The organism is Streptomyces sp. CB01881, assembly GCF_002953255.1.
Lineage (GTDB): Bacteria > Actinomycetota > Actinomycetes > Streptomycetales > Streptomycetaceae > Kitasatospora.
In genome coordinates this window covers 6265197-6278812 of record NZ_CP026498.1, presented here as the reverse complement: position 1 = coordinate 6278812, position 13616 = coordinate 6265197, and the positions used below count along the sequence as shown (strand labels likewise).

General features: G+C 74.2%; 14 protein-coding genes. 12 read left to right on the top strand and 2 right to left on the bottom strand.

All coding sequences use genetic code 11. From position 1 onward, the window contains the following. The first annotated feature begins 143 nt into the window (after positions 1-143). From C2142_RS17230 to C2142_RS17205, 6 genes are all read left to right on the top strand, one after another. Complete coding sequence (locus C2142_RS17230) at positions 144-929, top strand: VOC family protein (RefSeq protein WP_148643463.1); 786 nt, start codon at positions 144-146, stop codon at positions 927-929. 109 nt (positions 930-1038) lie between these two features. Next, complete coding sequence (locus tag C2142_RS17225) at positions 1039-1788, top strand: beta-phosphoglucomutase family hydrolase (RefSeq protein WP_148643462.1); 750 nt, start codon at positions 1039-1041, stop codon at positions 1786-1788. Then, the gene (locus tag C2142_RS17220) at positions 1785-4199 is read left to right on the top strand and encodes a glycosyl hydrolase family 65 protein (RefSeq protein ID WP_148643461.1); all 2415 of its coding nucleotides are present in this window, start codon (positions 1785-1787) and stop codon (positions 4197-4199) included. The genes C2142_RS17225 and C2142_RS17220 overlap by 4 nt, the downstream gene beginning before the upstream one ends. Before the next feature lie 153 nt (positions 4200-4352). Then, complete coding sequence (locus tag C2142_RS17215) at positions 4353-6092, top strand: pyruvate dehydrogenase (protein WP_277347261.1); 1740 nt, start codon at positions 4353-4355, stop codon at positions 6090-6092. Between the two features lie 70 nt (positions 6093-6162). Next, positions 6163-6798 carry an XRE family transcriptional regulator gene (locus C2142_RS17210; protein ID WP_148643460.1) on the top strand — a complete coding sequence of 212 codons (636 nt, stop codon included), beginning with the start codon at positions 6163-6165 and terminating at the stop codon, positions 6796-6798. A 32-nt stretch (positions 6799-6830) separates the two neighbouring features. Next, the gene (locus C2142_RS17205; protein ID WP_148643459.1) at positions 6831-7043 is read left to right on the top strand and encodes a DUF6126 family protein; all 213 of its coding nucleotides are present in this window, start codon (positions 6831-6833) and stop codon (positions 7041-7043) included. A 56-nt stretch (positions 7044-7099) separates the two neighbouring features. On the opposite strand, the gene C2142_RS17200 is transcribed toward C2142_RS17205, so the two are convergent. Together C2142_RS17200 and C2142_RS17195 are read right to left on the bottom strand one after the other, a co-directional pair. Further along, a complete protein-coding gene (locus C2142_RS17200; protein ID WP_148643458.1) occupies positions 7100-8551 on the bottom strand; it encodes a PLP-dependent aminotransferase family protein in 1452 nt (483 codons plus the stop codon). 177 nt (positions 8552-8728) lie between these two features. Beyond that, positions 8729-9223: a MarR family transcriptional regulator gene (locus C2142_RS17195; RefSeq protein WP_148643457.1), complete on the bottom strand. Its 495-nt coding sequence runs from the start codon at positions 9221-9223 to the stop codon at positions 8729-8731. A gap of 165 nt (positions 9224-9388) precedes the next feature. On the opposite strand from C2142_RS17195, the gene C2142_RS17190 reads away from it, so the two are divergent. From C2142_RS17190 to C2142_RS17165, 6 genes are all read left to right on the top strand, one after another. After that, entirely contained in the window at positions 9389-9685 is a 297-nt protein-coding gene (locus C2142_RS17190; RefSeq protein WP_162002492.1) for a DUF1330 domain-containing protein, read from the top strand. 163 nt (positions 9686-9848) lie between these two features. Then, positions 9849-10748 carry a sigma-70 family RNA polymerase sigma factor gene (locus C2142_RS17185; RefSeq protein WP_148643455.1) on the top strand — a complete coding sequence of 300 codons (900 nt, stop codon included), beginning with the start codon at positions 9849-9851 and terminating at the stop codon, positions 10746-10748. A gap of 217 nt (positions 10749-10965) precedes the next feature. Next, complete coding sequence (locus C2142_RS17180) at positions 10966-11328, top strand: YciI family protein (protein ID WP_148643454.1); 363 nt, start codon at positions 10966-10968, stop codon at positions 11326-11328. After that, on the top strand, positions 11325-12572 hold the full coding sequence (locus C2142_RS17175) for a DUF6596 domain-containing protein (RefSeq protein ID WP_148643453.1): 1248 nt from the start codon (positions 11325-11327) through the stop codon (positions 12570-12572). The genes C2142_RS17180 and C2142_RS17175 overlap by 4 nt, the downstream gene beginning before the upstream one ends. Before the next feature lie 139 nt (positions 12573-12711). Next, positions 12712-12951 (top strand): alpha/beta hydrolase, encoded by a 240-nt coding sequence (locus tag C2142_RS17170; RefSeq protein ID WP_194235784.1) that lies wholly within the window; start codon positions 12712-12714, stop codon positions 12949-12951. Between the two features lie 130 nt (positions 12952-13081). Continuing rightward, entirely contained in the window at positions 13082-13597 is a 516-nt protein-coding gene (locus C2142_RS17165) for a carboxymuconolactone decarboxylase family protein (protein WP_148643452.1), read from the top strand. Positions 13598-13616 lie beyond the last annotated feature (19 nt).

Below are 13616 nucleotides of genomic sequence, written 5' to 3'. Positions count from 1 at the left end.
GGGGGCGCGGCGATGGTGGGCGGTGTACCGCCGACCGGCCGCACCTCCGCCGTACCCGCGCAGCCCCCGCCGGGGCCGCAGCCGGGACCGGACGTGCGCCCGGCCCGCCCCGGCGGTGGACAACCGCTCCTGGAGGCCCAGCCATGCCCGCAGTCAACGCTCCGTACAAGCCCGGCACCCCGTGCTGGGTCGACCTGATGGCGAGCGACCAGCAGGCCGCGATCGACTTCTACCGTGACCTCCTCGGCTGGCAGGGCGAGATCGGCCCGCCCGAGTTCGGCGGCTACGCCATGTGCCTGCTGAACGGCAAGCCGGTCGCCGGGATCATGGCGCAGGCGGCCCCCGAGGGCCAGCCCGTCCCGCCGGTCGGCTGGACCACCTACCTGGCCTCGGACGACGCCGACGCCACCGGCCGGGCGATCGCCGAGAGCGGCGGCACGATCCTCTACCCGGTGATGGACGTCGGCACCGTCGGCCGGATGCTGGTCGCCGCGGACCCGGCCGGTGCGGTGTTCGGCGTCTGGCAGAAGGTCGACTTCATCGGCGCCGGCGTCGTCAACGAGCCGGGCTCGCTGGTCTGGAGCGAGCTCAACACCACCGACACCGACACGGTCGGGACGTTCTACCAGCGGGCACTGGGTCTGCGCCCGGCGGCGATGGAGGGCGCGGAGGGCTACTACTCGCTCAGCGTCGACGACCGGGCGGTGGCCGGCATGCAGAAGGTGGCCGACTACCTCGCGCCCGGCACGCCCCCGCACTGGATGACCTACTTCTCGGTGGACGACACCGACTCCACCGTGGACGCCCTGGTCAAGGCCGGCGGCTCGGTGATCCAGCCGCCGTTCGACATGCCGGCCGGCCGGATGGCGGTCGTCACCGACCCGCAGGGCGCCGTCTTCGCACTGATCGCCCCGCCCGGCACGCCGTAGCGCGCCACGGTCCCCGGAGCCGTCCGACCCGGCCCGGGAAGCCGCCCGATCCCGCGACGCGCCGCCGGGAATGGGCGGCTTCCCCGTGTCCGCGGGTAAGACTGCACCCATGCTGGGGCTACCGGACGACATCCGTGCTTTCCTCTTCGACCTCGACGGGGTGCTCACCCAGACCGCCAAGGTGCACGCCGCGGCCTGGAAGGACACCTTCGACGCCTTCCTGCGCGCCGAATCGGCCCGCACCGGGGGGCAGTTCGTCCCCTTCGACGCCGTCGACGACTACGACGTCCACGTCGACGGCCGCCCGAGACTCGACGGCACCCGCGCCTTCCTGGGCAGCCGCGGCATCGAGCTGCCCGAGGGCACCGACGCCGACCCGCCCGGCGCCCGCACCGTGCACGGGATCAGCCTGGCCAAGAACGACACCGTGCTGCGGATGATCCGCGAGCAGGGCGTCCAGCCGTACGAGGGCTCGGTCGCGTACGTGCACCGGCTGCGGGAGCTCGGGCTGCCCAGCGCGGTGGTCTCCTCCAGCGCCAACTGCCGGGACGTGCTGCGCGCCGCCGGCATCGAGGAACTGTTCGACGTGATCGTGGACGGCGTGGTCGCCCGGCGCGAGGGCCTGCCCGGCAAGCCCGCGCCCGACACCTACCTGGCCGCCGCCCGGGCGCTGGGCGTCGAACCCGCGCACGCCGCCGTCTTCGAGGACGCGCTCGCCGGGGTCGCCTCCGGCCGGGCCGGCGGCTTCGGCGCCGTGGTGGGAGTGAACCGCACCGGCCAGGCCGACGAGCTGCGCCGCGACGGCGCCACCGTGGTCGTCGACGACCTCGCCGAGCTGTTGGAGGAGGGAACGGCATGACCAGCCTGGACAACTTCAGCGTCGACCCCTGGCAGATCGCCGAACAGGGCCTCGACCTGACCGCGATGGCCCGCGCCGAGTCCGTCTTCGCGCTCTCCAACGGCCACATCGGCCTGCGCGCCAACCTCGACGAGGGCGAGCCGCACGGGCTGCCCGGCACCTACCTCAACGGCGTCTTCGAGCTGCGCCCGCTGCCGTACGGCGAGGGCGGCTACGGCTACCCGGAGTCCAGCCAGAGCGTCATCAACGTGACCAACGGCAAGATCATCCGCCTGTTGGTGGACGACGAGCCCTTCGACCTGCGCTACGGCGAACTGATCAGCCACCGGCGCTGGTTGGACTTCCGTGACGGGCTGCTGCGGCGCGAGGCGGAGTGGACCTCCCCGGCCGGGCGGACGATCAGGGTGTGCTCGACCCGGCTGGTCTCGCTCACCCAGCGGGCCATCGCCGCCGTCGAGTACACCGTGGAGGCGGTGGACGGGCCGGTGCGGATCGTCCTCCAGTCGGAGCTGGTCGCCAACGAGCAGCTGCCCGGCGGCCCCGAGGGCGACCCGCGGGCGGCCGCCGTGCTGGAGGCCCCGCTCCTCGCCGAGGTGCACCACGCCGGCGGCAGCAAGGCCGTCCTGGTGCACCGCACCCGGTACAGCGGCATCCGGGTGGCCGCCGGGATGGACCACGTCATCGAGGGTCCGGAGCGGCTGGACACCGTCGCCGAGGCCGAGACCGACCACTGCCGGATCAGCGTCACCACCGTGCTCGAACCCGGCGCCAGGCTGCGGCTGGTCAAGTTCATGTCCTACGGCTGGTCCGCGACCCGCTCGCTGCCCGCCGTCCGGGACCAGGTCGAGGCCGCGCTGACCGCCGCCCGGTACACCGGCTGGGACGGCCTGGTGGCCGAACAGGCCGGGTTCCTCAAGGAGTTCTGGGAGACCAGCGACGTCGAGATCGAGGGCGACGTCGAACTCCAGCAGGCTGTCCGGTTCGCCGTCTTCCACGTGCTCCAGGGGGGCGCCCGGAGCGAGGAACGGGCCATCCCCGCCAAGGGGTTGACCGGTCCCGGGTACGACGGGCACAGCTTCTGGGACACCGAGACCTTCGTCCTTCCCGTGCTGACCTACTGCCTGCCCTCCGCCGTCAACCAGGCACTGCGCTGGCGCCACACCACGCTCCCGCTCGCCCGCGAGCGGGCCGGCCAACTCGGGCTCTCCGGAGCGGTGTTCCCGTGGCGGACGATCCGCGGCGAGGAGTGCTCCGGCTACTGGCCGGCCGGCACCGCGGCGTTCCACATCGGCGCCGACATCGCCGCCGCCGTCGCCCGCTACGTCCGGACCACCGGCGACGTCGAGTTCGAGCGCGAGTACGGGCTGGCGCTGCTGGTCGAGACGGCCCGGATGTGGCGCTCGCTCGGCCACCACGACGCCGTCGGCAAGTTCCGCATCGAGGGCGTCACCGGGCCGGACGAGTACAGCGCCGTCGCCGACAACAACGTCTTCACCAACCTGATGGCGCAGGCCAACCTGCGCGCCGCCGCCGAGGCCGCCGGCCGGCACCCGCGCGAGGCCGCCGCCCTCGGCGTCGACACCGAGGAGACCGCCGCCTGGCGGGACGCCGCCACCGCGATGTTCGTCCCCTACGACGAGAACCTCGGCGTCCACCCGCAGGCCGACGGCTTCACCGACCACCAGCTCTGGGACTTCGAGCGCACCCCGCCGGAGAACTACCCGCTGCTGCTCCACTACCCGTACTTCGACCTGTACCGGAAGCAGGTGGTCAAGCAGGCCGACCTGGTGCTCGCCATGCAGGTCCGCGGGGACGCCTTCACCGACGAGCAGAAGGCTCGCAACTTCGCCTACTACGAGCGGCTGACCGTCCGCGACTCCTCGCTCTCGGCCTGCACCCAGGCGGTGATCGCCGCCGAGGTGGGCCAGATGGACCTCGCGTACGACTACACCGCCGAAGCGGCCCTGATGGACCTGCACGACCTCGGCGGCAACACCAGCGACGGCCTGCACATGGCCTCGCTCGCCGGTGCCTGCATCGCCCTGGTGGCCGGGTTCGGCGGGCTCCGCGACCACGGCGAGACGCTCTCCTTCCGGCCCCGGCTGCCGTCCGGGCTGATGAAGCTCAGCTTCTCGCTGATGGTGCGCGGCCAGCTGCTCGGCGTCCGGATCACCCACGACGGGACGACGTACACGCTGCGCCGCGGCGAGGTGATCCACCTGCGGCACGACGGCGAGGCGGTCCAGGTGAAGGCGGGCCGGCCGGTCACCCTTCCGACCACCGCGCCGCCCGTCCAGGAACGGTGCAGCCAGCCCCCCGGCCGCGAGCCCGCCCGCCGCCAGCCCCAGGCCGGCGTGGCCGCGGGCACCCTGGGCCCGGGCCCGGGCACGGAGCACCTCGCGGCGGAGTAGCGGCCCGGCGCCCCCGGGGCTTCCCGGCCCGGGGTGCCGGGGAGGCGCCTCCGTCCGTCACCCCTTCGGCCGGTCCCCGCATGCGCCGCCCTCCCGCGCGCAGGAGGGTGCTGGTGTCCTGTGGCAACCGGCGGCCGGTGGAGGAGTGCCCCCGTGGTGAGTGTGGCCGAGCAGATGGTCGAGGTGCTCCGGCAGGCCGGGGTGGAGCGGGTGTACGGGGTGGTCGGCGACAGCCTCAACCCGGTCGTGGACGCGATCCGCCGGGCCGACGGGATCAGCTGGGTGCACGTCCGCAACGAGGAGGCCGGGGCCTTCGCCGCGGCCGCCGAGGCCGAGCTCAGCGGCCGCCTGGCGGTCTGCGCGGGCTCCTGCGGCCCCGGCAACACGCACCTGATCCAGGGGTTGTACGACGCCCAGCGCAGCGGCCTGCCGGTGCTCGCACTGGCCTCGCACATCCCGTCCGCGCAGATCGGTACCGGCTTCTTCCAGGAGACCCACCCCGAGCGGGTGTTCACCGACTGCAGCAGCTGGTGCGAGATGGTCTCCACCCCGGCCCAGGTGCCCCGCCTGGTCCGGGTGGCGATCCAGCACGCACTGGGCGCCAAGGGCGTCTCCGTGCTCGCCTTCCCGGGCGACGTCGCCGCGCTGGGCGCCGACGGGCCGACCGGCACCAGCCACTTCCTCACCGAGCAGGCGGTCGCCGCGCCGCCCTGGTCCCAGGTGCAGGCGCTCGCCCGGGCGCTCAACGAGGCCCGCACGGTGGCCCTGTTCTGCGGTGCGGGTGTGCGCGGGGCGCATGCGGAGGTGCTGGAGGTCGCGCAGGCCCTGCACGCGCCGGTCGGGCACTCCCTGCGCGGCAAGGAGTGGATCCAGTACGACAACCCGTACGACGTCGGCATGAGCGGCCTGCTGGGCTACGGCGCCTGCCACGAGGCGCTCTTCGCGGCCGACCTGGTGCTGCTGCTCGGCACCGACTTCCCGTACGACTCCTTCCTGCCGCAGGCCCGCACGATCCAGGTGGACCACGACGCCACCCGGCTCGGCCGCCGCACCCCCCTCGAACTCGCCGTGCACGGCGACGTCTCGGCCACCCTGCGCGCCGTCCTGCCGCTGCTGGAGCCGAAGGACGCGCACGACCGGGCGTTCCTGGACGAGATGCTGAACAAGCACTGCCGGGCCCTGGAGGACGTGGTCGGCGCGTACACCCGGGACGTCGAGAAGCACCTGCCGATCCACCCCGAGTACGTGGCCTCGGTGCTGGACGAGGTGGCCGCCGACGACGCGGTGTTCACCGTGGACACCGGTATGAACAACGTCTGGGCCGCGCGCTACCTCCAGCCGAACGGCCGCCGCCGGGTGATCGGCTCGTTCCTGCACGGCTCGATGGCCAACGCGCTGCCGCACGCGATCGGCGCCCAACTGGCCTGCCCCGGGCGGCAGGTGGTGGCGATGGCGGGTGACGGTGGGCTGTCGATGCTGCTCGGCGAGCTGCTCACGGTCGCGAAGCACCGGCTCCCGGTGAAGACGGTGGTGTTCAACAACGGCGCGCTCGGCATGATCAAGCTGGAGATGCTGGTCTCCGGCTACCCGGAGTCGGAGATCGACAACGGCGACGTGGACTACGCCGGGATCGCCCGGGCGATGGGCGTCCCGGCGAAGCGGGTCACCGATCCGGCGCGGGTGCGGGAGGTGCTGGCGGAGGCGCTGGAGCGGCCCGGCCCGGCGCTGGTGGACGTGGTCACCGACCCGAACGCGCTCTCCGTCCCGCCGCACATCACCGCGGCCCAGCTGAAGGGCTTCGCCCTGGCGGCGGGGCGGACGGTGCTCTCGGGCGGGGTCGGGCGCATGATCGACCTGGCCCGGAGCAACCTGCGGAACATCCCCCGTCCGTGAGGCTCCACGGACGGTTTGCCTCTGAGGCAAATTTCTTGCCCCTGCGGCACGTGGGGTGTCCACTGGTCACATGACCACCAGTCCACCCGGCCCCTCCGCCACCGGCGGCCAGCTCGACGACCAGGAGGTCGCCGGCCTCGCCGCGAGGCTGCGCGAGCACCGGCTCGGCAGCCGCCTCACGCTGGAGGTCGCCGCCGCCCGGGTCGGTCTCTCCCCAGCCTATCTGTCCCGGCTGGAGACCGGCCGCCGGCAGCCCTCGCTGCCCGTCCTGCTGGGCCTCGCCCGCGCCTACGGCACCTCCGTCTCCGGCCTCCTCGGCGAGGCCATGGTGGAGCCGGACCCGGTGGTGCGCGGCGGCGCGATCGAACCCGGCCGCGCGGGCGGCTGGGGCTACCGCCGAGCCGGTGCGCCCGGACGGGCGATGCAGGCGCTGCGCGTGCACGTTCCCCCGGGCGTGCAGGACGCGGTGGTCCGGGTCCACCCGGGCGAGGAGTGGCTCTACGTCCTCCAGGGCCGGCTGAGGCTGACCCTCGGCGACCGCGTCCACCTCCTCGCGGAGGGCGACTCCGCGCACTTCGACTCGCTCACCCCGCACTGCATCGCCGCCGACTCGGCGGACGGGGTGGAGCTGCTCTTCGTCCACACCCTGCTGCAGAGCCCCGGCGGCGAACTCTGTCTCGGCGGCGGCCCTGCCGCACCTCACTGACCGCACGTCAGAACTCCCGGAGGAGATCTCCCATGGCTGATCCCGCCACCATCCCCGCCACCGTCCCCGCAGCCGTTCCCGGCGTTTCCGGCGAGGCTCGTGCCGCCGACGCCCCGAAGACCATCGACGCCGGCAAGTGGGCCAACCGCCGGGTCGGCATCCGCGTGCTGATCTACATGGTCGCCACCCACGGCTTCGCGGGCTTCATCATGCTGCTCTTCGAGCTGGGCAACCGCAACAAGTAGCCCTTCCGGCAAGCCCGTTCGGGCCTCCGGCCGCCCGCCACCTGTCACCGCTCCCGTCACCGCTCCCGCAGCAGCTCGCAGAGCGCGTCCAGGGCGGCCGGGAAGGTGCGGTCGGGCGGGGTCGCGTAGCCGACCACCAGGGCGGGCGGGGCGTCCGGGGCGAGACCGGGCTCGGCGAGGTGCCAGGTGAGGCCGCTGAGGACCAGTCCGGCCGCCTCCGCGCGGGCCAGCAGCTCCGCCTCCGGCGGCGCGCCGGGCGGTAGTTGCAGCACGGCGTGCAGGCCGGCGGCGATGCCCGTCACCCGGACGTGCGGGGCCCGTTCGGCGAGCGCCGCGACGAGCCGGTCGCGGCGGCGGCGGTAGTGCAGCCGGGAGCGGCGCACGTGCCGGTCGTAGGTGCCGGAGGTGATCAGCTCGGCGAGCGTGAGCTGGTCGAGCACCGGCGACATGGTGTCCGCCAACTGCTTCAGCCGGGCCACCGGTTCGACCAGCGCGTCCGGCAGCGCCAGCCAGGCCAGCCGCAGACCGGGGGCGAGGCTCTTCGCGGCGGTGCCCGCGTACACCACCCGCTCGGGGTCGAGCGCCTGCATCGCGCCCAGCGGCTGCCGGTCGTAGCGGAACTCGCCGTCGTAGTCGTCCTCGATCACGTACGCGTCGTGCTCGCGCGCCCAGGTGACGGCGGCGGCCCGGCGTTCGGCGGCCAGCGCCACCCCGGTCGGGTACTGGTGGGCCGGTGTGAGCAGGACGGCCGCGTCCCGCCGCCCGTGCAGCAGGTCGGTGCGGGCGCCGGACCCGTCCAGCGGCAGCGGGGCGGGGGTGAGCCCGGCGGCCCGGACGATCTCGCGCTGCGGCGGCAGTCCGTAGCCCTCGACGGCCAGCGAGCGGGCACGGGCTCCGCGCAGGGCGCTGCAGAGCAGGCCGAGCCCCTGCGAGAACCCGGCGCAGACCAGCAGGTGGTCGGGGTCGGTGCGGACCCCGCGCACCCGGGCCAGGTAGTCGGTGAGCGCCTGTCGCAGCTCGATCCGCCCCAGCGGGCCGCCGTAGTCGAACGCCTCGTGCGGTGCGGTGGCGAGCGCCCGCCGGGCGGCGGACAGCCAGGCGCTGCGCGGGAAGAGCGAGACGTCCGGCCGCCCCGGCATCAGGTCGAACCGGCCGGTGCGGCGGCCGCGCGGCTGCCCGGCCGCCCGTCGGGCCGGGCGCGGCGTCGTCCGCTCGGCCACCGTGGTGCCGGAGCCCTGCCGCGAGGTGAGCCACCCCTCGGCGGTGAGCTGCCCGTACGCCTCGACCACGGTGTTGCGGGCGATCCCGAGGTCCTCGCCGAGCGCGCGGGAGGACGGCAGCCTCGTCCCGGGCGCCAGCCGGCCGTCCTGCACCGCCTCCCGCAGTGCGTCCTCCAGCGCCGCCCGGACCCCGGCGCCGGCGGCCCGGCGTCCGGTGAGGTCCAGGTGCAGGTCGCCGCCGAAGGCGGTCCACGCGGTGGTGCGGGTGCTGGCCCGGGAGGGGGTCATGGGCTGGGGGCCGTTCCGTGCGTTCCGTTGCCGATGCTGTCCGTAGGGTGATTATCGCCTTCCCCCGCGCGGACCCGTTCTCCGCTCCATTGCGCCGGACCGGTGCGGCACCTCCGGCCGCCGGCCCTCATCCCGCCCGCCGGGCCCGTCGGGCGCAAGGGGTTCGCGGCCCGCGGGTCAGCCGTGGTCGCCGAGGGAGAGCAGGAGCTTGCGCAGCACGCCGGTGAGGAGCTCCCGCTCCTCCGGGGTCAGGGCCTCGATGAGGCTCAGCTCGTTGGCGAGGTGCCCCTCGATGAGGCCGTCGGCCAGGCGGCGGCCCTCGTCGGTGAGGCTCGTGCGGACGAGGCGGCGGTTGTCGGGGTCGGTGGCGCGGGTGACGAGCCCCTTGGCGGCGAGCCGGTCGATCCGGTTGGTCAGGGCGCCCGGGCTGATCATCGCGGCCCCGGCCAGGTCGCCCATCCGGAGGGTGCTGCTGTCGCCGGCCCGCAGCAGTGTCGCGAGGACGTCGTACTCCCAGGACTCCAGGCCGTTGGCCTCGAAGTAGTCCTTGATCCCCTGCTCCAGGAGGCGGGACGCACGGAAGATCCGGACCACCACGCCGATCGGCGAAGTGTCCAGGTCGGGCCGGATGGCCTGCCACCGCTCGATGACCTCGTCCACCGCATCGTTCACGCCGTCAGGCTAGCAGAAGCTTCGACGTTGAACTGTTTGACATCGATGTTGGCGGGGCCTACCGTTCATCACGGCGATCACTTCGACGTCAAAACATTCGCCGTTGAAGGGTTGGTCCGCGTCCCGGGCCCGCCGCCACGGCGATCAGGGGAGAGGGAGCGCGACATGCACTACGTGGTCATCACCAGGAGCGACAGCACCCCCGACAGCGACCTGGGCCACTACCTGGCCAACGTCGGCGCGACCATGGAGCCCTATGGCGGCCGCCTCCTGGCCTTCGACGTGCCGCAGCGGCTGGAGGGCGCCGGGGGCTTCACCAAGACGGCCGTCCTGGAGTTCCCGACCGGGGAGGCGGCCCGCGGCTGGTACTCCTCGGCGGCCTACCAGGAGATCGCGGCCTGGCGCATCGCGACGATGGGCGGGCAGGTGGACATCAACCTCGTGAGCGGCGTGCCGGCCTAGGTGAATCCGCGCCCGTCGCCCCGGTGACGGGCGCTCAGAGGCCTCTCCCCGCAGGCCCGGAGGGGAGTGGGAGGGCGCACCGCATCGGGCCGGGTGCCGCGCGGGCCCGGCCGGTTATCGTCCTTCCAGAGCACCGACGGATCAGAGCGCGGGGATGTGACGGGTGAGCGGGGACGATTTTCAGGCGCGGGAGTTCGAGGAGCACCGGCCCCAACTGCGGGCGGTCGCCTACCGGATGCTGGGCTCGCTGAGTGAGGCCGAGGACGCTGTGCAGGAGGCCTGGCTGCGGCTCGGCCGGACCGACACCACCGAGGTGGAGAACCTGGGCGCCTGGCTGACCACCGTGACCGGCCGGATCTGCCTGGACCTGCTGCGCTCGCGCACGGCCCGGCGCGAGGACCCGCTCCAGGGCCAGGACGGGCGGGAGTTCCGGCTGCCCGACCCGGTCGTCGGCGCCTTCGGGGTCGTCGACCCCGAACAGGAGGTCCTGATGGCCGACTCGGTCGGCATCGCGCTGATGGTCGTCCTGGACACCCTCGCCCCGGCCGAGCGGCTTGCCTTCGTCCTGCACGACCTGTTCTCCGTGCCGTTCGACGAGATCGCGCCGATCCTCGGCCGCACCTCCGCCTCCACCCGGCAGCTCGCCAGCCGCGCCCGCCGCCGCGTCCAGGGCGCCGCGCCCGCCCCCGACACCGACCGGGCCCGGCGCCGCGAGGTGGTGGACGCCTTCCTCGCCGCCGCGCGCGCCGGGGACTTCGACGCGCTGCTCGCCGTCCTGGACCCCGACGTGGTGGCCCGCTCCGACGGCGGCACGCTGCGCCCCGGCCTGGTCCGCCGCGGCGCGGCCGACGTCGCCTCCCAGGCGGTCACCTTCGCCCGCTTCGCCCAGGACGGCCGCCCGGTCCTCGTCAACGGCGCGCCCGGCATGCTCGCCCTCGCCGACGGCCGGCCGCTCTCGCTCATGGCGTTCACCATCCACGGCGGCCGGATCATCGCGCTGGACTTCCTCACCGACCCGGAGCGCCTGGCACGGCTCGACCTGTCGGCCGTCCTGGACGGCTGAGCCCGCAGCGGCGGCGCGGCGGGCCGGTTGGCCGCCGCGCCCCGCCGCCGGCTGGGCCGGGCCGCCTTGCGCCAGGTCGGGCCGAGTTGCACCAGGTCGGCGATGGCGCCGATCATCCTCGAAATCCCTCCGGGGGGATGTCGAGCACGCGGGGGCGGCTCCGACTGAAGGGTGACAGCGCGCCGACGGGGCGCGCGGGACGGGGAGGACACCCGAGATGAAGTACATCGCGATGATCTACGGCAACCAGGCCAAGTGGGACGCGTTCCCGGCCGAGGCCTGGCCCGAGGCGATCGCCAGGCAGGACGCGTTCAACAGGAAGTACCGCGAGAGCGGCGAGCTGATCGGCGCCTACGGCCTGGCCGACGCGGCCGCCGCCCAGCTGGTGCGCCGTCAGGACGGTCTCCCGGCGGTCACCGACGGCCCGTACCTGGAGACCAAGGAGTACCTCGCCAGCTTCTACCTGCTGGACTGCGAGAGCCTGGAGCGCGCCCAGCAGATCGCCGCCGACATGCCGTTCGCGGACGTCGAGCCGGTCGAACTCTGGCCGATCCTGCACGACGCGGCGGCGGACGTGTGACCGGTCTGCCCCACGCCGCCGAGGACCTGCTGCGCGAACTGGCGCCGCAGGTCCTCGGCGCGCTCGTCCGCCGGTACGGCGTCTTCGACGCCTGCGAGGACGCCGTGCAGGAGGCGCTGCTCGCCGCCGCCCTCCAGTGGCCCGGGACCGGCGTGCCGGAGAACCCGCGCGGCTGGCTGCTCACCGTGGCCTCCCGCCGCCTGGTCGACCAGGTGCGCAGCGAGACCGCCCGCCGCCGCCGCGAGGACGCCCTCGCCCTCGCCACCCCGCGGTCCGCGCTGCTCGGCCACGCCGCCGACGCCCGGCCGGACACGGACCGGGACGACTCGCTCGCGCTGCTCTTCCTCTGCTGCCACCCGGCCCTCTCCGCGCCCAGCCGGATCGCGCTGACCCTGCGCGCGGTCGGCGGCCTGACGACCGCGCAGATCGCCGCCGCCTTCCTGGTCCCCGAGGCGACGATGGCCCAGCGGATCAGCCGGGCCAAGCAGACCGTCAAGGGCCTGCCTCCGGTGGCACCCGGGGGCCCGGAGCGCGCCGGGCGCCTGGCCGAGGTCCGGCAGGTGCTCTACCTGGTCTTCAACGAGGGCTACACGGCGAGCGGCGGGGACGGCCTCACCGCGCCCGAGCTCTCCACCGAGGCGATCCGCCTCACCCGGCTGCTCCTGCGCCTGGAACCCGGGGACGCCGAGACGGCCGGCCTGCTCGCCCTGATGCTGCTCACCGAGGCCCGCCGCCCGGCCCGCACCGGCCCCGGCGGCGAGCTGGTGCCGCTGGCGGAGCAGGACCGCGGGCAGTGGGACGGCCGGCTCGTCGCCGAGGGTGTGGAGCTGATCAGCCGCACCCTGCCGCGCGGGCAGGCCGGCCCGTACCAGCTCCAGGCGGCCATCGCGGCGGTGCACGACGAGGCCGGGTCGGCGGAGGCCACCGACTGGCCGCAGATCCTGGCCCTCTACGAGCTGCTGGAGCGGTTCGGGCCGAACCCGGTGGTGACCCTGAACCGCGCGGTCGCGGTGGGCATGGTGCACGGACCGGCGGCCGGGCTGGAGCTGCTGGCGACGCTGGACGGCGACAGGGCCATGGCCCGGAGCCACCGGCCGGCCGCCACCCGGGCCCACCTCCTGGAGCTGCTCGGCGACGGGCCCGGTGCGGTGGAGGCCTACCGGGAGGCGGCCCGCCGCACGACCAGCGCGCCCGAGCGGCGCCATCTGACGGAACGCGCAAGGCGGTTGGAGGCCACGGTATGAGGTTCGTCGTTCGTGAGGTCGTCCGGGACGGGGTGCGGCTCGTCTGCCGTGACTCGGGTGGTCCGGGCCCGGCGAGGGCTGGGCGGCCGGCCTGGAGGAACGGGACGGCGGCTGGTGGCCGTGCTTCGACAAGGAGGTGATGGTCGCCTCCCTGGCGGAGAACGTCCACCGCTCCTGGTGGGAGGAGTGGGCGCGGATCAGTTGTCCGACCCTGGCCGTGCTGGGGCAGTCCGGCATCATCGACGCCGAGCAGATCGGCCGGATGCTCGCCACCGGCCCGGAGGCCGTGGCGGTCAGCGTCCCCGGCACCGGCCACGACCTCCACCTCGAACGGCCCGTGGAGCTGGCCCGGTTGATCGGCGCGTTCCCCGGTCGCTGAGCTGGCCGCTGAGCCGGTCGCTGAGCAGGTCGCTGAGCCGGCCGGAAGGAACTTGCCGGCACCTGTCACATCGGGCTTCCGGGATCCGTCGGACGGGTGAAGGCACCGAAGGACCGAGAGGAACACCACGATGGAAGCCCAGCCCACCGCCACCGTCACCGCCACGGCGACCACCCCCGGCTCGCGGATGTCCAACCCCGCGAAGCTCGTCCCCGAGCTGGGGGCCGTGGCCGGCGCCCTGTTCAAGGCCACCGGCAACGGTTCGGTGCCGAGGGCCACGATCGACCTGGTCCAGCTGCGCGCCGGCCAGATCGTCGGCAACACCTACCTGACGGTCATGCACACCCAGAGCCTGCGCGCGGCCGGCGAGTCCGAGCAGCGGATCACGGCGGTGGCGTCCTGGCAGGACGCCCCGTGCTTCACCGGGGCCGAGGCGGTCGCGCTGGCCCTGGTGGAGGCGGTGCTCCAGCCGTCCCCGCACGGCGAGCGGGTCTCCGACGAGCTGTACGCCCGGGCGGCCGCGCACTACGACGAGACGGCCATCGCGACGCTGGCGATCGCCATCGGCCAGGTCAACTTCTTCATCCCGCTGGCCCTGATCGGCAAGCCCCTCCCGGGCGTCAAGCCGTCCGAGCAGTGGACCTGATCCGGGCTCACCACGACCC